This window comes from Serratia grimesii NBRC 13537, assembly GCF_001590905.1.
Classification (GTDB): Bacteria; Pseudomonadota; Gammaproteobacteria; order Enterobacterales; family Enterobacteriaceae; genus Serratia; species Serratia grimesii.
In genome coordinates this window covers 264,459-286,500 of record NZ_BCTT01000010.1, presented here as the reverse complement: position 1 = coordinate 286,500, position 22,042 = coordinate 264,459, and the positions used below count along the sequence as shown (strand labels likewise).

Here is a 22,042-nt window from a genome sequence, read left to right as displayed (position 1 = left end):
GCATTGACGAACGGCGGAGGTTATTTGTATGTATCCTTATGTTCTTGAGGCTGAAGGCATCAGTAAGCAGTTTCCCGGCGTGAAGGCGCTGGATAAAGTCTCTATTAAAATCAAACCAGGCAGCGTACACGCATTAATGGGAGAAAACGGCGCGGGTAAATCCACGCTGATGAAATGTTTAATCGGCATTTATCACCCTGATGAAGGCACCATCAAAATAAAAGGCCAACCTGTGACATTCAGCGATACGTTGCAGGCACTGTATTCGGGTATTTCCATGATTCACCAGGAACTCAACCTGGTACCTTATATGACAGTGGCGGAAAACATCTGGCTGGGGCGCGAACCGGCAAAGCTTGGTTTTGTGAATCATGATCAACTGAACAAGAAAACCCGTGAATTACTGGCCCGACTGAACATCAAACTCAAGCCGGAAATGCTGGTGGGTGAATTGAGCATTGCTAACCAGCAAATGGTCGAGATTGCCAAGGCAGTTTCCTACAACGCGGATGTGCTGATCATGGACGAACCTACGTCGGCACTGACCGAAGGCGAGGTAGTACATCTGTTTGCCATCATTCGTGAACTGCGTGAGCAGGGCAAAGGCATTATTTATATCAGCCACAAGATGGACGAGATTTTTGCTATCACCGATGAGGTGAGTATCTTCCGCGATGGTACGTTTATCGCCTGCGATAAAACCGAAAACCTGACTAAACAGTCGCTAATCACCATGATGGTTGGGCGCGAACTGACCCAGATGTTCCCCAAATTCAACAACAATATCGGTGAGGAAGTGCTTCGGGTCGAAGGGCTACGTCGTGCCGACTGGTTTCATGATGTCTCGTTCAGCGTTAAGCGCGGCGAAATCCTCGGTGTTGCCGGGTTGGTAGGCGCTGGTCGCAGCGAAGTAATGGAAAGCCTGTTTGGCATGCATCCGGCGGACGGCGGCAGCATTTTCATTGAGGGCAAGGCTACCAAGGTGGATTCCCCTTCACGGGCCATCGAGCTTGGGTTAGCGTTTCTCACCGAAGATCGCAAGAAGTCAGGGTTATTCCTGGTGCTGTCGGTGGTCGAGAACATGAGCATCGTCAATCTGTCGGAATATATTGGCAAAAATGGGTTTGTCAGCCATGTGCAGATGGCCAAAGACTGCATGGAGCAGATCAAAAAGCTCAATATCAAAACCCCGACCATGGACCAAATCATCAATAACCTGAGCGGCGGCAATCAGCAGAAAGTGTTAATTGCCCGTTGGCTGTTGGCTCAACCGAAAATACTGATCCTCGATGAACCTACGCGCGGCATAGATGTGGGCGCGAAGGCAGAAATCTATCGTCTGATCAGCGAGCTGGCGAACCGTGGCGTCGCCATTATTTTGGTGTCATCTGAATTACCGGAGATCCTCGGTATGAGCGATCGGGTGATGGTGATGCACGGCGGCCGTATTACCGGCATTTTGGATAAAGACGACGCGGATCAGGAAAAAATCCTGGCGCTGGCCTCTGAATAACGCAAAGGTGAACCACCATGAGTAATGTAAAAGTTGAGAAGCCGCTTGCGGGTAAAGCGCCACTGTTCTCTGGCCTGAGTGGCAAAATGCCGAAAGACACTGGCATCTTTATCGTGATGATCGGTATTGCGTTGGTGTTTGAAATTCTCGGTTGGTACATCCGTGACCAATCATTTCTGATGAACCCTAACCGCCTGCTGCTGATTGTGTTGCAGGTGGCAATTATCGGCATCATTGCCGTGGGGGTTACTCAGGTCATTATCACTACCGGTATCGATCTGTCCTCTGGCTCGTTGATTGCCTTGACCGCCGTGGTAGCCGCCAGTCTGGCGCAAACGTCCGACAGTATTTCACCGATGTACCCGGCACTGCTTGATCTGCCTGCGGCAATCCCGATTGGTGCGGGGATCGGCGTGGGCATTATTTGCGGCTTTATTAACGGATTCCTGATTACCCGCACCGGTATTCCGCCGTTCATCGCGACGTTAGGCATGATGGTGTCGGCACGCGGTTTGGCACAGTACTACACCCAGGGTAACCCGGTCAGCTTCCTGTCAGATGGGTTTACGTCCATTGGTCAGGGTGCGATGCCGGTGATTATCTTCCTGGTGATTGCGGTGATCTTCCATATCGCTCTGAAACATACCCGCTACGGTAAATACATCTACGCTATTGGCGGCAACATGACATCTGCCAGAGTGTCCGGTATTAACGTCAATAAATACCTGGTGATGGTCTATACCATTGCCGGGGGGTTAGCGGGCTTGGCGGGTGTGGTGTTGGCGGCACGCGTCAGCAGTGGCCAGTCGAGCATGGGGATGTCTTATGAACTGGACGCTATCGCCGCAGCGGTGATTGGCGGCAGTAGTCTCATGGGGGGCGTCGGACGTATTACCGGCACACTGATCGGTGCGGTAATCCTCGGGTTGATTAAAAGTGGTTTCACCTTTGTCGGTGTGGACTCCTATATCCAGGACATTATCAAAGGCGTGATTATCGTCGCTGCCGTCTCTATCGACATGCGGCGCAACCGTAAAAAACACTGATTGCCGTGAATTTCCGCCGGAGCATTTTGCCCGGCGGTTTTTTTTACCCTGGGGAATCATCATGAAATATTTAAAAAGAATCGTGTTGGTCGCTGCGCTCAGTTGTTCCACGTCTGTGTTGGCGGAAACTATTGGCGTATCGATGGCCTACTTTGACCAAAACTTTCTGACCATCATTCGCCATTCGATCGACAAAGAAGCCAAGGTACGCGGTATCAAGGTGCAATTTGAAGATGCACGCGGTGACGTTGGTCGCCAGGCCGATCAGGTACAGAACTTTATCAGCGCCGGGGTAGACGCCATTATTGTCGATCCGGTTAACTCGGCGGGCACGCCTGCGATTACCAAAATGGTGACGAAAGCCGGTATACCCCTGGTGTATGTGAATCGCACGCCGGGCGACAGCAAACTGCCTTCCGGCGTGGTGTTTGTTGGTTCCGACGAGAAGCAGTCCGGCACATTGCAGATGGAAGAACTGGCACGGCTGGCCAACTATCAGGGTAACGTAGCGGTGATGATCGGTAACCTGACCGACGCCGGTGCACTGCAACGTACCAAGGATGTGGAACAGGTGGTGGCGAAGTATCCAAAAATGAAGGTCGTGCAAAAGCAGAGTGCCAATTACTCGCGCAGCGAAGGGATGGATCTGATGCTGAATTGGATCACCAACGGTGAGTCTATCGATATTATCGCCGCCAATAACGATGAGATGGCGATTGGCGCGATCATGGCGTTGCAGCAAGCCGGTAAGCATGACAGCAAAGTGCTGATTGGCGGCATTGATGCGACACCCGATGGTCTGAAGGCACTATCTTCTGGCAAGATGCAGGTAACGGTCTTTCAGGATGCTGTCGGGCAAGGCAAGGCCTCGGTTGATGTAGCGCAACGTATGATTAAAGGTGAAAAGCTGGATCCTTACTATTGGATCCCGTTTGAGCTGGTGACCCCGGCCAATATGCAAAAGTACGCGGCGAAGTAACCAAGATTTCCCAAACGCAAAAAGGGCGCTGCATGCAGCGCCCTTTTTGCTGCGCCAATTAGATGTCCGCTTACAGCGAGCATCACATGACCTATTCCCCCACAATGTGGCTTCCTGATTTGATGAGGATGATAAATGAACACATTGGGCGGTAAGGTGGCGATTATTAGTGGCGCCAGTTCAGGCATCGGTAGAGCCGCAGCGTTGCTTTTCGCCCGAATGGGCGCCTCGGTGGTATTGGGGGCTCGGCGCGAGCAACAGCTTGAACAACTGGCGACAGAGATTCGACACGAGGGCGGCCGGGCGGAGTGGGTGGCAGGGGATGTAAAGGATGAAGCCTTTGCTAAAACGTTGGTCGATGCGGCGGTTGGCAATTTTGGTGGTTTAGACATTGCTTTTAACAATGCCGGTACGCTTGGCCCAATGCGACCATCGTTGACGTTGAATGCGGATGAATGGCGTGAGGTACTCGAGACCAATTTGTCCGGCTCTTACTATGGGGCCAAATATCAAATTCCCGCCATGCTGGTCCGTGGCGCGGGGTCGGTGATCTTCACCTCCACTTTTGTCGGTTATACTGCGGCTTTTCCCGGTACTGCGGCTTATGCCGCCAGCAAATCAGGTCTGATTGGTTTGACGCAGGCGCTGGCGGTTGAGTTCGGCGGTCAGGGGATCCGGGTTAACGCATTGCTGCCTGGCGGCACGGATACCGCAATGGGCAGACAAATGAGCAGCACACCTGAGGCATTGAAGCACGTCGTCAACTTGCATGCGTTGAAACGGTTGGCGACCCCCGAAGAGATCGCCAGGTCAGCGCTTTATCTGGCATCCGACGCGTCGTCGTTCGTCACGGGTACCGCCATGCTGGTCGACGGTGGCGTATCCATAAAGCGCGGTTAACATCACAGCGCAGACAGGTGTTGCCGCACGATCTCTCTCCCAATCTCCAGTGAGGCAGTTGCTGCTGGGGAGGGGGCATTGCAGACATGCAGTGAGCGGCGACCCTTTACAAAATGGAAGTCATCCACCAGTTTCCCGTCGGCGGTCAGTGCTTGGGCACGAACTCCTGCGGGGCCGGGTTGAATGTCTTCCGGTTGCAGTGCGGGAATCAACTGCCGTGCATTTTCGGTAAAGCGCCGTCGCGATAGGGAACGGCGGACTTCTGCCAAACCTTCCCCCAAATAGTTGCCGGCAATTTTCCAAAAACCACGATAGCTGAGTACTTCGCCCAGATCTCGCAGGTTGAAATCACATTTGCGGTAACCTTCGCGTTTGAATGCCAGTACAGCATTTGGGCCCACGTCGCGTTTACCGTTATACATGCGGGTAAAGTGTACGCCGAGGAACGGAAAGTCGGGATTAGGCACCGGATAGATCAGGTGATTCACCAGGTAGTTTTTTTCGTTGTTCAGCACGTAATATTCACCGCGGAAGGGTACGATTTTCATGCCTGTCTGGTAGCCCGCCAGGGCGGCGATGCGATCACTGAACAAACCGGCGCAGTTCACTAACCATTTGGCCTGATACTGCGTGTGCTGCGTGCGTATGCTTACGCCGTCGCTGTTTTCGCTGATGTCCTCGACCTGTTGTCCATAATGGATTACACCACCACGTTGCTGAATAATTTCTGCCAGTTTTGCCGCCACCTCGCTGTAATTGACGATACCGGCGTCTGGCACCAGCAGCGCCTCGATCCCATTGACGTGTGGTTCACGTTCCTTGAGCTGTGCCTGCGACAGGCGGCTGACTGCCAGACCGTTCTCCAGCCCACGTTGGTAGATGTTCTCCAGCAAATCCAGTTCCTTCAACTGGGTCGCCACGATCACCTTACCGCATTGGTCGTGATAGAGGTCGTGTTCCCGGCAGAAGGCAAACATGCTTTGGTTCCCCTGTTTTGCCAGTCGCGCTTTCAGGCTGCCGGGAGCATAGTAAATCCCCGAGTGCACCACGTTACTGTTATGGCCGCTTTGATGCGCTGCCGGGCCGCTCTCTTTTTCCAGTATCAGGATGCGTTGCGTGGGGTTAGCCTCTTGCAGTGCATTGGCGACACCAAGACCCACCAGGCCAGCACCGATAATGATCACGTCATACATGGTTACCCTAACTCCTCATTGTCCAGGCGGCGTAATTTGCCGCGTACGTTACTGAGATGGTTTTGCATGGCGGCTGTGGCCGCTGCCGGGTCACGGGCCTTGATCGCCAAAAACACCCGTTCATGTTCGTCGGTCACCCGTTGACGCTCGGCCTGTCGGCCCAAATTCTTGCTGAGTGAATACACCAACACACCCAAATACAGTTCGTGCATGTTATCGAGAATCTGCACGAAAAATGGGTTGTGCGAAGCCTGCATAATGGCACGATGGAACAAATAATCCTGCCGGTGCCCAATGAGACCGTCGTCGAGGGTGCAGCGTTTGAAGTCATTGAGTGCCCGTTCAATGGCCAGAAGATCTTCCGCGGTATGGCGTTCGGCAGCCATACAGGCTGCCTGTTGCTCAATCACTTCACGCATTTCCAACAGTGCTTCAACCTCATTGGGATCGGCAATTTCCATCACCAACGGTTGGTACTTGCTTAGTAACGAGTGTTGTTCAACCCGATGACCACCGCCCTGGCGTGAGGAGATAATGCCGCTGACCTCCAGTATGCCGAGTGCCTCGCGTACGGGTACCCGGCTGACGCCGAATGCTTCCGCCAGCGTGTTTTCTGACGGCAGTTTTTCCCCAACCGGGAAGGTGCCGTCGTTGATGCCGTCTTTTAACTGTGCCAGCACCTGATGAGACGCTTTCTGACGCGTGACTTTATTAACCATTCAGCGCCCCCTGCGCGTTGCTTCGCCTGAAACGTAACAGATGCGCGGAAGCTGCGGTGACAATCAACGCAGCACCGCCCAAATCGGTCAGCAGACCCGGTTTGATGAGCAGAATAGCGGCCAGAGTGAAGAGGACACGCTCCAGCCAGTGGGTTTTCATCATCCAGAAATTGGCGCTGGCAATCGACAGCGCATAAATCCCGACCAGTGCGCTGATGACCATATGGATCACCGACAGCGTGTTGAGATCGTCACCCTGCATCAGCAGCATCGGGTTGTAGACCAGAATAAACGGGATGATAAAGCCCGGTAGTGCCAACCGTACTGCGTCCCAGGACGTTTGCATCGGATCGGCCCGGGCGATACTGGCGGCGGTGTAGCTGGCCAGTGCAACCGGTGGGGTAATGTTGGATAAGGCACCAAACCAGAATACAAAGAAATGTGCTGCCAGTGGCATCACACCGGCCTTGATCAGTATCGGAGAGACCGTGACCGCAACCACGATATACAGTGCCGTGGACGGCAGACCCATGCTCAGTACGATACACACCAGCATCACCACCAGCAGGATCATCCACAGGGTATTGTTGGTCATGGCGACAATGTTGAAGGCCAGCGTCGAGCCAATACCGGTCATGGTCACCACACAGATGATTACCCCGATGGCGGCACAGGCAACCGTTACTTGAATCGACCCACGTGCTGCTTCGTTCAGGGCGGCGGCGATTTTCTTTGGGGTCATACGCACTGATGTATCAGGCGTAATCCAACTGGCGACGATGATTGAAATAATGCCGAGAAAACCTGCGTAAATCGGTGTTTTACCCCATAACAGGGTACCGATAACAATGATCAGCGGCAGTAACAGCAACCCGCGTGCTTTCAATACTGCCTTCACTTTGGGAATGTTTTCTTTGCTGATGCCTTTCAGACCCTGTTTTTTTGCCTCCAGATCGATGGCGATGATCAGCGCCGCGTAGTACAGCAATGCAGGGATAATGGCAGCAATCACAATAGTGGTGTACGAGATGCCGAGGAAGCCGGCCATGATAAAGGCTGCCGCGCCCATAATCGGTGGCATGATCATCCCGCCGGTGGAGGCGGTGGCTTCGACTGCGCCAGCGAAGCGGGCCGATAGCCCGATGCTTTTCATCAATGGAATGGTGAACGTGCCGGTGGTGGCGACGTTGGCGACGGCACTGCCGCTCAGAGAGCCTGTCAGCGCGGAAGAGATCACCGCGACCTGCGCCGGGCCGCCGCGACGACGACCAGCAATCGCCAGTGCCAAATCGTTAAACAGCGCCGTGGCACCGCTGACGCTGAGAAATGCGCCAAACAGAATAAACACGACGATCGCGGTGGAAGCGGTGGACAAGGTGATGCCGAATATCCCTTCGCTGGTCATAAACAGCCGATACAGCAAACGTTCAAGTGAAAAACCGCCATGGCCAAAGATGCCCATAAAGTATTGGCCGAACAGCGCATACACAATGGCGAAGGTTGCCAGACCGGGGATGAAATAGCCGGTGGTACGACGCGCAGCCTCAAACAACACACCGATACCGATCACCGCCATCACGTAGTCAGTGGTATTGGGGATGCTTTTGCGTACTACGTGCAAATCCAGATAGCTGGCATAGAAATAGCCGTAACTGACCAACGTCAGAATAATAAACAGGTAATCCCAACGGTTGAACTTGCTGGTGGCGTAGCGGCGAGAGACCGGGAACAAAATGAAACCCAGAATCAAAATGCCGCTGAGGAAGGTCGTATTGCGGTAAAACTCCTGGGTATTCGACAGCGCATTCGCATAGATAGCATACAGCGAAATCGCGATGGCCAGCACCGTGGCCAACTGCAAATAGATGCCGCTCAACGGTCGGCTACCGGCACCGGCTTCTTTATCCAGATCGACGGCATCTTGCGGCGTTAGATTATTCATGCTCATACGGCCTCCTTATCGATTGGCAGCCAGTGTTGCCGCTTCCGGTGGGATCAGATAGTCGGGCACAGTGACCCCGGCTTCCAGATAATATTTATAGGCACCAATGTGCAGCGGAACCGAGACGCCTTTCAGTGCGTTTTCCAGTGAAATGTACTTGGCGGCACTGTGTACCTGATGAACTTCCGGCAGGTTTTCAAACAGCGTTTTGGTCAGGTCATACACCAGCTTTTCGTCGAGGCTGTTCAGGGCCACCAGAATATTAGGCTGGGCGATAGTGGCTACCGCTTTACTCTGGCGCGGATAGGTATCGGCTTTGATATCAAAGCGGAACCAGGAATTGGCGATAGCATTAATATTGGCCAGTTGTTCATCGGTGACGTCGAGAATGCGTGAAGGTACACCGCTGGCATACATGTCGGTCACCGCTGCGGCTGGTACGCCAGCGGGTAATGCCCCCCCGTCGAGTCGGCCGTCGCGCATGGCTGACACGGTATCGCCATAGCCCAGGTATTCTGGCGTCAGCGATTTTTTGCTCAGGTTAACGCCTTGCAGAATGATCAGCGTCGACTGCTCGGTTCCACTGGCTTGTGGGCCCACGGAGAAACGGGTCCCGGCGATATCGTTAAGCGTGCCGTCCTTCACCTTGTTTTCCAGCATCACAAAATGCTCGACGTTTGGCCACAGCATGGAGATGGAACGCAAATGTCCGTAAGCGCGGCCTTCAAAATTACGCACACCCTCATAGGCTTCTACGGCGATCAGACTTTGCAGGATCGCCAGTTGAGCCTCGTTTTTCTGCAGCAGGTCGATATTTTCAATCGATCCAGCGGAGGACTGACCGCTGACCTGAATACCGTCTTGTTTCAGCCGGTTGCTCCAGACGTTAGCCAGCCCGACGCCCATCGGATAATAGGTACCGCCAGTGGAGGCCGTCGCAACCGAAAGAAAAGTCTTGTCGGCGTTTTCTACCTTCCCGGCAACGGCCAGTGCCACGACGCCAACCATTGCACCAGCTATCAGTAACAGTTTGATTTTTCTATTTTTCATTATTTTCACCAGAGATTTTTGAAACAAATAGAAAACATTTACACAAACTTGTATACAACATTGCAGCTTTTTTTACCTAGCAGGAATTGTTTGATTTGTGATCTTGATGGGTGAAAAGTGAACAAAAAACCGGGGGGAGACAGAAAGAACCCCATGACGATCGCCATGGGGTGATGTGTAAATTACCAGCCTTTAACCGCGTCGCCCTTATAGATTTCGACCGCGCTGGCGGCAACTTCATCGGTCTGATAGGCCTTGACCAGGTTTTTCACGTTTTCGTTATTTTGGTTATCCACCCGGCTGGCGAAGATATTGACGTAGGGTGAGTTCTTATCTTCGACAAACAACCCATCTTTGGCCGGTGACAGGCCGATTTGGCTGGAGTAGTTGGTGTTGATAATTGCCAGCGCAATCTTTTTGTCATCCAATGCTCGTGGCAACTGAGGTGCCTCGATCTCGACGATGTTCAGTTTCTTCGGATTGCTGACAATATCCAGCGCGGTAGGCAGTAGTCCAACACCCTCTTTCAGCACGATCAGCCCCTGTTTTTGCAACAGCAGCAGAGAACGCCCAAGGTTAGTTGGATCATTGGGTACGGCGACTTGTGCGCCGTCTGGCAATTGGTTGAGCGCGGTGATTTTTTTCGAGTAACCGGCAATGGGGAAAACAAAGGTATTGCCCACCGCTACCAGCTTATAGCCGCGCTCCTGGCTCTGCTTTTCCAGATAAGGTTTATGTTGGAAGGCGTTGATATCAAGATCGCCATTATTCAGCGCTTCGTTGGGCAACACGTAATCATTGAATGTCACCACCTCAACATCCAAATCGTACTTCTGCTTTGCGACTTTTTGCACCACTGCCCACAATGACTGATCGATGCCGGCACTGATGCCGACTTTGATATGGTGATCGTCTTGCGCCGTAGGCCCACAGGCAGTCAGCAGAAGGGTACTGGTTATAGCCAGCGCCGCAGTGAGTTTTTTCAGTGTAAATGTCATTTCCCAGAGTCCTTGTCAAAATAGCCTGCTGGTTATCGCAGGCTGAATAGTGGTAGTGACTCTAGATAATCGCCTGGTTAAAATAAAATACTGATTCACTATGATTAATAACGATTTGCTATGAATCGTACTAAGCTCCGCGGTTGCGCCAGAACAACGCAAACAGTTCGGACTGCGTGTTGATGCTCAGTTTTGAATACAGGTGCTTTTTATGCGCTCGCACGGTTTCGATTGAAATCTGTAAGCGGCGGGCAATCTCCTTTGTGGAACAGCCAGCCAGCATCAGTTGGCTTACCTGATTTTCTCGCTCCGTTAGCTGTACACCGACAGGTAACGATGACAGTGAGAAATTGCCGTCGCCGTCATCGTTAGTGTTTTCAAAGCGGATTCGCTGGCGCATTAACGGCAGCAACCAACTTTTGACCAGCTCCAGTACGCCGATGTGGTGATCGCTATAACGTTGTGATGCGCCCAGCGACAGGCACAGCATACGCTGCGGCTCGACCAACAGGTTGAACTGCACCTCATCACCGCCAACGTTATAGTTAAAGTAGCGTTGGTAGTATTCCGTTGCCGTAAAATTGGCCGGGGCAACGTCATCCAGACGCAACAACCCACTGCGCTGTCGTGCCCAGGCGTCGAGATAGAAAGGATCGAGCAGGTACAACCCTTTTTGATAATCATCGAACAGTGCTTCATCACAACCATCACTTTCGTCACTGGCGGCAAGGATCTGCGGCGGATGCTGTGGAGAAAACAGTAACGCCACCCAGTTTTCGAACGGCAGATGGCCGCGCAGCAGGCGTGTGCAGTTGAGCCAGAAGTCAGGCCCGTCGAGGTTATCGACCAGTTGGCCAAAAGCCCGGTGCCAGGCCAATGTCTCGGTTGAAATAGGGCTGCTGTTACCCACTGATGTTACCCCTGTTATGGAATAGCCAGAACGGCTGTTTCGGGCATACTAGCATTAAAATTACTGTGTTCCCGTGTGGAGGATGATATGGAAATAACCTTGGCTCAGCTACCCAGCCGGGAAGGATGTGTTGCTGACAATTTGGCTCAGGCCTTGGCATTTATTGAACGCTACGGTCAAATGAGCGGGGTGATCCTGTTTCCTGAAACTCACCTGACCGGCTTTGCCGCTGCGCAGGGTGACACTGATTATGCCTTGCAGAGGGACGGTGATGAGTTGGCACAACTGGTGCAGGCCAGCCGTCAATATGACGTTGCATTGGTGACAGGCTTTCTTGAGCGAACCCCCGAAGGGGTGTTTAACAGCACGGTGTTGATCACGCCCGAGCAGGGTATCTATCTGCATTACCGCAAAACACACTTGTGGCCAGATGAACGCACCAGTGTGCTCCCTGGCGATGCCTTGGTCTGTGGTGATTGGCGTGGTACACGTATTGGGTTACTGATTTGCTACGATCTGGAGTTCCCCGAAAACGCGCGAGCTTTAGCCATGATGGGCTGCCAGCTATTACTGATAACGAACGGCAATATGGATCCTTATGGTCCGGTGCATCGCCATGCGGCTATCGCCCGTGCGCAGGATAACCAGATATTTGTCGCGATGACCAATCGTTGTGGTGAAGGCGACGGACTGCAATTTGCCGGTGAAAGCCTGATTGTCGATCCGCTAGGGCGCGACGTTGCCGGACTGGGCCGAGACGCTGGGGCGCTGTCGGTTGAACTGGATTTCACCCTGTTGGAGCAGGCCCGTCGTCACTACCGTTATCTTGATGATCGGCGCTGGCGGTTAAGCGGTGAGGCGCTGTGGACTGAGGATAAAGCGGGACGTTGTCGGTGGCCGTTGAGTAAATAAGGGCATATTTACCTTGTTTGTGCTCTGGTATTCAGTTTGTTTTGACGGAGGTTCCACCGGCTCATTATGATGACGGAAAGCCCTCCAGGGGCGCGAATAGCCAAAGGAAAATAAAAATGCAATTTAACATGTGGCGTAAGGCGCTGCTGCCGTTGGTGGTTTTGACTTGCGTATCAGCGATTCAGGTACAGGCGGCGGAGACCGTGGCGGAACCCATCCCTAAAACGTTGTTGGGCAACTGGCATGTCAGCAAGATCTTGCCGACGCAAACGGTGGGGTGCTGGGATGAACAACAGGCGAAAAGCCTGATCGGCGGTAAAATCAGCTATAAGACCGATGGTTTCAATTGGAATGGTACCGCGCTGAAAAGTGATGGTGCCACCGTCAGCACGGTAGAGGCGCAGGAGTTTGTCGAGGACAACTCCGGCAGCAGCTCTTATATTGACTTCCCAATGCTGGGGATCAGTACACCTGCGGTAGAGCGAGTCGTTATCCAGCATGCGGATACTCAGATCAAAGGTATCACCGATCAGGGCACTGACGGCGTGCCGGGGGATAATGTGTTGGTCAAAGACGCCAACACACTGATCCTATCGGTATGCAATGTGTGGTTTGAAGCACAACGCGTACGTTGAACCTGCCTGGCCCCGGTAACGGGGCCATTCCACCGTAATATCCCCGTTCATCCCACACGATTCTGAACTAAAATTATCTATAACGGGACAACATAAATGTTGCCGCGCAAGTTGGGGTCTCTATGAATCAATGACAGGAGGCGCTATGTGTTACCAACATATTGTGATTGCCACCGACCTGAGTGATGACGGCAAACGGCTGGTGGAAAAAGGCGCGAGGTTGGCCGACGCGTTGCAGGCAAAACTTTCCCTGATCTACGTCGATGTTCATTACGATACCTACCACGCGGCAATTGGCTTTTCAGAGAGAAGCTATGATGGCGTGTCGTTTGAAGACAAGATCAAAAAAGAGCTGGAACCGTTGACCCAAAACGTGAACCACCCCATTAACGAGGTGATTATTGGGCGCGGCGATTTCATTGAAGAATTGAAAAATGCCATTGTGGATAAAAACATCGATCTGGTGATCTTCGGCCATCATCACGACCTATGGAATAAGCTGTTTTCCTCCACCCAGCATGCCATTAACCAGCTGAACGTCGATGTATTGGTGATTCCGATCAAATCATAGCCATACCCCTGCCAGTAGCCTATTCTGGCAGGGAAACGGTGAGTTTACTGAGTGAAAAAGTCGTTATACAGCATGTAGAGGTGCGCCGCGCTCCAGGAGAAATTTGGTGCCCCCTGTTGCATACCCGTCAACGGATTGTAGTTTTCGCGGATGGGGCCGTCAGTGACCAGTCCGTCGGCGTGGTTGAAAAAGGCCTGTGCCATGGCAACGGCATCTGCGCGATAGCCATAGCTTTCCATTCCTTTAAGCCCGAAATAGAGCTGATCTACCCACACTCGTCCACGCCAGTAAATATCCGCACCAAACGCCGGATTGGTCAATGCTGCTGTGCCGAGTGGAACGTAGGTGTTGAACTCAGCGGGATCCTTCATTACTTTCACTACAGCATCGGCGTGTTGCTGGCTGGCGGCACCATTAAACAGAGGGGACCAACCTTCCGGTCCTTTACCGCGTTCGACGATGGGCTTACCGGCACAGCCATTGGGTAGCGGATTATCTTCTATGCGAATGTCATAGAAGAAGCCGCTGGGCTTATCGAACATGCAGGTATTGATGTAGTCGGCCAGTTTGTCGGCTTTGCTGCGGAAGGTCGCTGCATCGGTGGTGTAGCCTAAAATATCAGCCATCTTGGCCAGATACTTATTGTCGCTGTACATGTAACTGGCTTGATCTACCGACTCTTGCAGCAATGAATAACCAAGCAGAGTTCCGTCTGCGGTGCGGTTTTCAGCAAACTTCACCTGCCAGTCCTGTCGTTTGCCACCCTTTGCCAGATAGCGGGCCAGTTGGTCTGGATCGATAAAACCAAAAGCGGCGGCGTCGTCGCGGCCCGATTCCCACGAGGCTGCAACCTGGGCGGGAATGTCGATACTGTCATAACGACCGGAACGCACGACCCGATCATAATTCTTCAGACCCGCCAGCGTTTCTTCATGTTGGCCGCGTTTTACAGTGAACAGCATTCGGCCATCCGGCGTATTGTGTGCCTTATCCCGTGTGGCGCCGTATTCCGGTACGCCATTACCGTTATGATCCCGGTTAAGCAACCACCAGTCGTGGTAAGCGACCAGCTTGGGATACATTTCGGCCAGCCATTGCTTATCGCCGGTGGTGTTGTATACCTCCATGACCGCCCATGCCGCCAGGCTGGGTTTAGTATTGCGTTCATTCCAGTTACTGCCGTCACCCCCGCGTTCCGGGCCAGGGTTGTAAGCGATCAGATCAGGGATAAAGCCGGCATCCCAGGGCCGCAGCGGATCGTCTGGCTGGATCTGGAAGGCAAATACAGCACGGATATTATCTTTTGCCACGTTGGGATTAAAATGCGCCATGGCGTAAGCCTGCTTCCAGGTATCCCAAGGCCAGGTCTGATTCCCTGAGAACCAGCGTCCGGTCACTGAGGGGGTCACCGAATCAAACTTCATTGCCCCGGCCGTGCCGCGCCAGTTACCGTTTAATGTTTCTATCGCTTTTACCGCTACGCGCTCTTGTGCCTGAGTGGCATGTGGGTTCGACAAACCTTTGTTTAGGTAGTTTTCCCAGCGCTGCTCGGAAGCTGCCATATAGTGCTGTGGATTGGCGAGAATAGCGGCAATCTTGCTTTGTTCCTGTTGCACTTCGGCGGCGGTGAGCAGGTGAGAGTAAGTGGTATACAGCGTGGTAGATCCTGCGATTTTAGCGCTAGACGTGAACTGATGCCCATTTACTGTCGTTTGCTGTGGCAGAGATTTGTGAATTTGGTACTCGGATTCGCCGGAGGTCATCAGTTGCGAAGCTGCTCGTACCTTACCGAAGGTGACTCGCAGACCGTCAGCCGTCGGTAGAATATGCCGCGTATAGCCCGGGAAGGCTTGCTCGATGGTTTGAGGAGACTGCGGTTTCTGCTCTTTGGCGTAGTATTTCTCCAGCAGTGCGCCGTCCCACACCAGTTCAAGTGGTGTATCGGTGGTGATTTGGGTTTCAAGCAGTGAGGTGCGTGCTGTCGCAAAACGCAGCGTCAGGGTCACCTTGATACCGGGCGCACTAAGCTGTTGAATAAGCGCGCCGGGAATGCTGTAGGCCGTCATGCTTAATGTGACTTTTTCACCGTTCTTATACAGGCTCAGACGATCGAAATTGTTGGCCATAAAATTGATATATTCTTCGGTGAGCAGAGCCGGGCCGGGGAAGCCGCCGGCCCCTTCGGGGCTATCCGGCAGTAGGTGGCCGTGCCAGGCACCAAGATCAAAGAAGGGATTAAAGCGTTGGTGTTCGTCAAAATCGTAGTCGAGCATGTAGTGAGGTGCACCGCTACGATTAATCACATTTTTGTAGTTGTCTGCTCGCAGAGCACTTTCGCCCTTAGGGTGAGAAGCGCAGCCCGAGATTGCCAGAGCGACAGAGAGTGCGACGGCCAGAGGCGGCAGTTTATTCATCATATTCATTATGTTTGCCTTATGCGTTACCAATAAAAATACTGCATCAAAAACACCGAATTGCTGGCATTGGTGCTGTCGTTGGTCATATAAAACTTACTGTCCAGTGCGGTGGCGAATTTGCCGCCGGCATACTCGTACCAAATACCGACTTGCGCGTAAGAGGTGGCGGTATCCGGTGCATTGTCCAGGCGATGGCGGGCATAACTGTAGGCCGTTGAGAAATACAACCCCTTGGTGGCCTCAACCATGGCACTTAGCATCAAGCCAGACTCTGTACCCGGGTGGCTGCCATCTCCTTTGCCGGTGTGATGCCAGATGCGGCCGGCCAGGTTGTTACCTTTCAACCCCAGCAGATACAGTTGCCCCATGCCATCAGTTATTTCCAGGCCGTTTAGCAAGGTCAGGCCTTCTTGTAGATCGTATTGCGTATAACCGTTGATCATTGCGCGGTAGGTGTATTTGTCCGAATAGCGGTCATATTTGCCAAAGTGCAGCAGTGCCTTGCTCTCATCTATGCGACTTTCCGGCGCTGCGGTTACGCTGTAGCGGAATTTTCCAGTTAGGTTTTGTAGTTTTGCCGCGTAGGCGAGATCCCGGGTATTAGGGATCACATAGCCATATTCCGGGGTAAAGTCTGCCCACCATTGCAAATCATCCAGTGAGGAGTCATTGCGTATGCTAAGCATCATTTCGGTGCCGTCGTCGGTGCGGTAGCCACCGTAGAAACGGTTGATGCCGCCTTCAAAACCACCCCAGCTGTGGCCCGGTGTCCAGGCATTGCCCTGGTGGTCTGCTTGCACAGTCCAACCTTCGCCGTAGATCAGACCGAACCACTGACCGTGTTTGATTTCCAGTCCACCTTCGATGTAGGTACCGTCACTGTATTTATGTTGGTGTTCACCGTTCAAATAGACGCTGCCGCCAATACCCAGTTCGCCGTAAAAACGCAGGGCGGTAGGGCCAGAGTGTGTTAGCTCGGGTGGGGGGAGGACGTTATGTTCCGCGGGCACTACGGTTTCCTGAGCCGATAATTTCAACGGAAGAATCATCAGTAAAGCGGGTAATATTTTATTATTGAGTATTATTTTCATGTGGACACGCATCTGGTTTGGTTATTGGAAGGTGCAGCAGGCAGGGCCTGCCAATGCAATCCGCTAACGCAATGTGGGTCGGCCCCATTTCCCTGGGAGAGATAAAATACCGCCTGAATCAGAACGGTAAACGGAGGGTATATTAGTAAAATATTTAGTAAAAAATATCGTTAAATCAGTAAATCGTTAACTTGATCACAAAGGGTGAAATCGGTATCTTCGCGAGTAGCATCACGACACACTGACCGCCAGGCAGGGTGCTATAAGGACGTTTATGGCGGGATATACCTGACGAATGGCTACGCAGGCTGTCTGGATGCAGCGTAAAATTCATTGGGTGAAAAGGGGGGAAGGATCATCTGGGCGTATACCTGGTTGCGCTGTCCCGGTAAGCTAGCGTTTTTGTCTATCCATTGAGACTTTATGGCCACACTGAAGGAAATCGCAGAAGCTGCGAACGTGTCCGTTGCAACCGTTTCGCGGGTGCTGAATGACGATCCCACTCTAAGCGTGAAGGCGCAAACCCGGCAAAAAATCCTGGAAGCCGCAGAGCGTCTTGAATACAAAGTTCAACCTTCAAAGCGTCACAATGGACATCGGCTGACGTTCGCTGCGTTGTTTACCTATAAACAGGGCATTGAGATTAACGATCCCTACTATCTGGCGATGCGTTATGGCATAGAAACTCAATGTGAAAAACTCGGCGTTTCGCTGGTGGCTTGCTATGACTTCAACGGTGAGAAATCGTTGCCCGTGGCGGATGGCCTGCTGGTAATTGGCCGACCACAGCCTGCGTTGTATGAGCAGTTAAGCCAACAAAAATTGCCGGTGGTATTCGTTGACGGCGTGGTTGAAGATCCGCAGTTCGATTGCGTCAACGTTGATTTGTTCAAGATCAGCCAAAAGGTGATCGACTACTTCATTGGACGGGGTTACTCGCGCATTGGGTTTATCGGTGGGCGTGACGATCCGGCCTTTGCCGATCAACGCGAGCAGGCGTTTGTGGAGTATGGTCGCCTGAAAAGTGTGGTACAGCCCAAGGATATTTACACCGGTGATTTTAGCAGCCAAGCGGGTTACCAGTGTGCCAAGAAGATGCTGGGCGGTAACGCCGATTATCCTCCGGCGCTGTTTGTAGCAACCGACTCTATCGCCATCGGCGTATTACGTGCTTTGCACGAACATTCGATTCAGGTACCTGGGCAGATTGCGCTGATCAGCGTGAACGATATCCCGACCGCGCGCTTTATTTTCCCTGCCTTATCAACGGTTCGCATTCCGTCAGAAACCATGGGTGCTCAGGCCGTCAATTTGTTGACGGAGCGCATTCGTGATGAGCGGACCGTCCCTTTATCTATCTTTGTTCCCAGTTCGCTTCAGCTACGCGACACCACCGTTGTGTAATCAACCCCTGTGTTACTGGCCGTTAGCCGTAGCGCAGGGGCGCCCGCCAGAGTAAAAATTAACATCATGATTAAAAAAGATATTTAAAATTTAGTGTGATCCCGTCGGCATTGGGTAAATATGATCTGTAATTTTTACTAAATATTTACTATCGTTCTCCCATTGAAAGATGTCGGGAGACGTGACGTGAATAATTGGGAAAACATAGAAAAGCAGTCAGAGAATCGCTTACCACCACGAGCGAGTTTCTTCAGCTATCAGGATGTCGAACAGGCATTGCGTTTTGACCGCAACGCAAGTTTGGGTTTCCAACTGCTGAGTGGGCGTTGGCAGTTCCGTTACTTCGAGCACCCAGATTTGGTACCGGCTGCGTTCTACAGCCAGCCAATGGCAGAATGGGGTGACATTGCCGTGCCGGGCATGTGGCAAATGGAAGGGCACGGTCAGCTGCAATATACCGACGAAGGGTATCCCTTCCCGATCGATGTACCTTATGTCCCAACGAATAACCCGACTGGCGCCTATCAACGTCATTTCACGCTGGATGCTGAGTGGGAAAATCAGCAGGTCATCATCAAGTTTGACGGTGTGGAAACCTATTTTGAGGTCTATCTCAATGGCCACTACATTGGGTTCAGCAAAGGTAGCCGGCTGTCCGCCGAGTTTGATCTCAGCGACCATGTGAAGCCAGGCGACAACCTGCTGTCTGTCCGTGTGATGCAGTGGGCCGACTCCACCTATATTGAAGATCAGGATATGTGGTGGATGGCCGGCATTTTTCGCGATGTTTACCTGATCGGCCAGAGGCAGACGCACATCCATGATCTCCGGATAATCACGACCTTCGATGAGCAGTATTGCGATGCGATTCTGGCGGTAGACGTTGGGCTGCACACGCTTGGGCAGAAAGTGGCGGCGGGTTACCGTCTGACCGCGCAGCTTTTTGATGGTGAAACGTGTATTGCCGAACAGGGTGTGAACAACCTCAATATTGAAGGGCACAGCGATTGCCGATTTGAGATCCCGGTCCGTCAGCCGAAGCAGTGGAATGCGGAAGAACCCTACCTGTACCAATTACTGCTTAGCCTGTATGACAACAGCGGAAATCTGTTGTCAGTAGTGCCGCAGCGGGTGGGATTCCGTGAGATCAGCGTGCGTGACGGATTATTCTACGTCAACGGACGTTATCTAAAACTACATGGTGTTAACCGCCATGATCACGATCACCGCAAGGGACGTGCCGTGGATATGGCAAGGGTTGAACGTGACATTGTGTTGATGAAACAGCACAACATTAACTCAGTGCGAACCGCGCATTACCCGAACGATCCCCGTTTTTACGAGTTGTGCGACATCTACGGCCTCTTTGTGATGGCCGAAACCGATCTGGAAAGCCACGGTTTCGCCAACGTGGGTGATATTAGCCGTATCACCGACGATCCACGTTGGGAAAATGCCTACGTCGAGCGTATTGAACGCCATGTGATGGCACAGAAAAACCACCCTTCAATCATCATCTGGTCATTGGGTAATGAATCGGGTTATGGCTGCAACATCCGCGCTATGGCCAAACGTTGTAAGGCACTCGATGCCACCCGATTGGTGCATTACGAAGAAGACCGGGATGCGGAAGTGGTCGACGTGATCAGCACCATGTATTCCCGCGTGGCGATGATGAATGCGTTTGGTGAATATCCTCATGCCAAACCACGCATTCTGTGTGAATACGCTCATGCGATGGGGAACGGACCGGGCGGCTTGTTCGAGTATCAGTCAGTGTTTAACCGCCATGCCAGTCTTCAGGGGCATTACATCTGGGAGTGGTGCGATCACGGATTACTGAGCCATGACGAACAAGGGCGTGAACGTTATCAGTACGGCGGTGATTACGGCGATTATCCGAATAACTACAACTTCTGCATGGATGGACTGATCTACCCAGACCAGCGTCCCGGCCCTGGCTTACGTGAATACAAGCAGGTTCTATGCCCGGTAGAGGTGAGTGGCGTGGGTGAAATGAAGCCGGTACTGCGGGTTAAAAACCGCTATTGGTTCAGTTCGCTTGCGGATATTACGCTGAAGGTCAGCATTAAGGCCGGTGGTCAACAACTGGCCAGTCACGAGATTAAACTGCCTCATTTACAACCAGGTGAATCCGAAGAGGTTCATCTTCCTGACGTGGTACTGGGCAGACAAGAAACCTTCATTGATATCGCCGTTTATAAAGACAGCGCAACCCGTTACAGCGAAAGTGGGGAATTGTTGGGGCAATATCAGCATTTGTTGCAACCTACCACTGCGTCACTCAACCTACCACCGGCGGGCGATCGTGCTTCTGCGTTGCAATGCAAAGATGAAAACCACCAAGTTGTTATCACTGGCGAAAACTTCAGTCTGACATTCTCGCGCTTGAACGGTGAACTCCAGTCGTGGCGTGTCGCCGGGGACGAAGTGGTGGGACGTGCACCGCACCTGTCTTTCTTCAAGCCGGTCATCGACAACCACAAACAGGAATACGAAGGCATCTGGTTGCCGAACCATTTGCAGATCATGCAGCACCATTTCCGAAGCCTGCATTGGGAACAGCAGGGCAATGACATTGTGATCGACGTTCAAACGTTGATTGCACCACCGGTATTTGATTTTGGCATGCGCTGCCGTTACCGCTGGCAGATCTCGCCACAAGGTCATGTCAGTCTGGATCTGTCAGGGACGCCTTATGGCGATTTCCAGCAGGTCATTCCAAAAATCGGCTTGGACTTTGGTCTTAGCCGCCGCTTTGAACAGGTGGTGTATTACGGTCGCGGTCCAGGTGAAAACTACGCGGATAGCTGTAAGGCCAATCTTATCGGCCATTACCAACAACAGGTTGGCGAGCTGTTTGAGCACTATCCATTCCCGCAGGATAACGGCAATCGTCAAGAGGTACGTTGGCTAAGCCTACAGGATGGCAACGGCAACGGGATCTTTATCCAGCCACGACGACCAATCAATTTCAGCCTGTGGCCCTACAGCGCCGAGATGCTGCATCAGGCTCAGCATATTAACGAACTGCAAGAAAGCGACTACCTGACGTTAAACCTCGACGATCAAATTTTGGGGCTGGGTTCCAATTCCTGGGGTTCAGAGGTGCTGGATTCGTATCGAGTTTACCTGTCGCCATTCAGCTACGGCTTTACGCTGGTGCCCTTTAACCAACAAGAAACCGATGGTGCAACGCTTGCCGAATATCATTTCGCGCCAGTCAGTAATAACGCTCAGTCAGAAAAGGTGAACTCATGATTATTATCGAATCATTAGCCGAGTTTCAGCTTATTTATCGTGCAGGGAAAAAATGGCAGCGCTGTATGGAGGCCATTAACAATATCGAACGTATCGAGCCGAATGTTTTTTATTCGGTTGGCGATTCACTGGTTTATCGGCTGGCGTCTGGCCCAGGCCAGCAGCATGGCTGGTTGGAGGGGAATCGTCGTTATTTTGATCTGCACTATTACCTTGCCGGACAGGAAACGATCGAAGTTGCTGATAAAAGCGTGCTGACTTCGGTGGTGGCCTATCAGGATGAAACCGATCGTGAGTTTTTCAGTGGGCAGGGTGAAACACATCGCGTAGGGCAAGGCAACGTCGTTATCTTTGATAACCATCAGGCTCACCGATTTAAAGAAAGTAACCAGGTAAAAAAAGTCATTTTAAAAGTGACTATAGAAGACAGCTATTTCGTTAACAAATAGTTGAATAAAAATAAACCCCATAGCTTTCAAG

General features: G+C 52.2%; 18 protein-coding genes. 10 read left to right on the top strand and 8 right to left on the bottom strand.

Features of this window, described 5'->3' with window-relative positions; genetic code table 11:
• Positions 1 to 28: 28 nt before the first annotated feature.
• From SGR01S_RS13105 to SGR01S_RS13090, 4 genes are all read left to right on the top strand, one after another.
• Positions 29 to 1,513 (top strand): sugar ABC transporter ATP-binding protein, encoded by a 1,485-nt coding sequence (locus tag SGR01S_RS13105; protein WP_061807647.1) that lies wholly within the window; start codon positions 29 to 31, stop codon positions 1,511 to 1,513.
• 17 nt (positions 1,514 to 1,530) lie between these two features.
• Positions 1,531 to 2,559, top strand: coding sequence for an ABC transporter permease (locus SGR01S_RS13100; RefSeq protein WP_037420359.1), 1,029 nt, complete (start codon positions 1,531 to 1,533; stop codon positions 2,557 to 2,559).
• Between the two features lie 61 nt (positions 2,560 to 2,620).
• Positions 2,621 to 3,538 (top strand): sugar ABC transporter substrate-binding protein, encoded by a 918-nt coding sequence (locus SGR01S_RS13095; RefSeq protein WP_037420362.1) that lies wholly within the window; start codon positions 2,621 to 2,623, stop codon positions 3,536 to 3,538.
• Between the two features lie 135 nt (positions 3,539 to 3,673).
• A complete protein-coding gene (locus SGR01S_RS13090; RefSeq protein WP_037420365.1) occupies positions 3,674 to 4,438 on the top strand; it encodes an SDR family oxidoreductase in 765 nt (254 codons plus the stop codon).
• Between the two features lie 2 nt (positions 4,439 to 4,440).
• Here SGR01S_RS13090 and lhgD read toward each other — a convergent pair whose 3' ends face one another.
• The 6 genes from lhgD to SGR01S_RS13060 all read right to left on the bottom strand — a co-directional run bounded on the left by lhgD (position 4,441) and on the right by SGR01S_RS13060 (position 11,250).
• Positions 4,441 to 5,631 (bottom strand): L-2-hydroxyglutarate dehydrogenase, encoded by a 1,191-nt coding sequence (lhgD, locus tag SGR01S_RS13085; RefSeq protein ID WP_037420369.1) that lies wholly within the window; start codon positions 5,629 to 5,631, stop codon positions 4,441 to 4,443.
• A 2-nt stretch (positions 5,632 to 5,633) separates the two neighbouring features.
• On the bottom strand, positions 5,634 to 6,350 hold the full coding sequence (locus SGR01S_RS13080) for a FadR/GntR family transcriptional regulator (RefSeq protein ID WP_037420372.1): 717 nt from the start codon (positions 6,348 to 6,350) through the stop codon (positions 5,634 to 5,636).
• Complete coding sequence (locus tag SGR01S_RS13075) at positions 6,343 to 8,298, bottom strand: TRAP transporter permease (protein ID WP_061807646.1); 1,956 nt, start codon at positions 8,296 to 8,298, stop codon at positions 6,343 to 6,345. Before SGR01S_RS13075 ends, SGR01S_RS13080 begins: the two co-directional genes overlap by 8 nt.
• Positions 8,299 to 8,307: 9 nt before the next feature.
• Entirely contained in the window at positions 8,308 to 9,342 is a 1,035-nt protein-coding gene (locus tag SGR01S_RS13070; protein ID WP_037420377.1) for a TAXI family TRAP transporter solute-binding subunit, read from the bottom strand.
• Between the two features lie 182 nt (positions 9,343 to 9,524).
• A complete protein-coding gene (metQ, locus tag SGR01S_RS13065) occupies positions 9,525 to 10,340 on the bottom strand; it encodes a methionine ABC transporter substrate-binding lipoprotein MetQ (protein ID WP_061807645.1) in 816 nt (271 codons plus the stop codon).
• A gap of 130 nt (positions 10,341 to 10,470) precedes the next feature.
• Positions 10,471 to 11,250, bottom strand: coding sequence for a helix-turn-helix transcriptional regulator (locus SGR01S_RS13060; protein WP_218000719.1), 780 nt, complete (start codon positions 11,248 to 11,250; stop codon positions 10,471 to 10,473).
• Positions 11,251 to 11,337: 87 nt separating this feature from the next.
• On the opposite strand from SGR01S_RS13060, the gene SGR01S_RS13055 reads away from it, so the two are divergent.
• From SGR01S_RS13055 to SGR01S_RS13045, 3 genes are all read left to right on the top strand, one after another.
• A complete protein-coding gene (locus SGR01S_RS13055; protein ID WP_061807644.1) occupies positions 11,338 to 12,162 on the top strand; it encodes a carbon-nitrogen hydrolase family protein in 825 nt (274 codons plus the stop codon).
• A 116-nt stretch (positions 12,163 to 12,278) separates the two neighbouring features.
• The gene (locus tag SGR01S_RS13050; protein ID WP_037420385.1) at positions 12,279 to 12,797 is read left to right on the top strand and encodes a hypothetical protein; all 519 of its coding nucleotides are present in this window, start codon (positions 12,279 to 12,281) and stop codon (positions 12,795 to 12,797) included.
• A gap of 145 nt (positions 12,798 to 12,942) precedes the next feature.
• Entirely contained in the window at positions 12,943 to 13,368 is a 426-nt protein-coding gene (locus tag SGR01S_RS13045; protein WP_037420387.1) for a universal stress protein, read from the top strand.
• A 44-nt stretch (positions 13,369 to 13,412) separates the two neighbouring features.
• Here the strand turns inward: SGR01S_RS13045 and ygjK are convergent, their stop codons facing one another.
• Both ygjK and ygjJ read right to left on the bottom strand, forming a co-directional pair.
• The gene (gene ygjK, locus SGR01S_RS13040) at positions 13,413 to 15,782 is read right to left on the bottom strand and encodes an alpha-glucosidase (protein WP_370452809.1); all 2,370 of its coding nucleotides are present in this window, start codon (positions 15,780 to 15,782) and stop codon (positions 13,413 to 13,415) included.
• A gap of 26 nt (positions 15,783 to 15,808) precedes the next feature.
• Entirely contained in the window at positions 15,809 to 16,834 is a 1,026-nt protein-coding gene (gene ygjJ, locus SGR01S_RS13035; protein ID WP_255212232.1) for a protein YgjJ, read from the bottom strand.
• A gap of 465 nt (positions 16,835 to 17,299) precedes the next feature.
• Between ygjJ and ebgR the strand changes: the two genes are divergently transcribed.
• From ebgR to SGR01S_RS13020, 3 genes are all read left to right on the top strand, one after another.
• Positions 17,300 to 18,280, top strand: coding sequence for a transcriptional regulator EbgR (ebgR, locus tag SGR01S_RS13030; protein WP_061807641.1), 981 nt, complete (start codon positions 17,300 to 17,302; stop codon positions 18,278 to 18,280).
• A gap of 186 nt (positions 18,281 to 18,466) precedes the next feature.
• Positions 18,467 to 21,562, top strand: coding sequence for a beta-galactosidase subunit alpha (gene ebgA, locus SGR01S_RS13025; RefSeq protein ID WP_061807640.1), 3,096 nt, complete (start codon positions 18,467 to 18,469; stop codon positions 21,560 to 21,562).
• Positions 21,559 to 22,011: a beta-galactosidase subunit beta gene (locus tag SGR01S_RS13020; protein WP_037420399.1), complete on the top strand. Its 453-nt coding sequence runs from the start codon at positions 21,559 to 21,561 to the stop codon at positions 22,009 to 22,011. The genes ebgA and SGR01S_RS13020 overlap by 4 nt, the downstream gene beginning before the upstream one ends.
• Positions 22,012 to 22,042 lie beyond the last annotated feature (31 nt).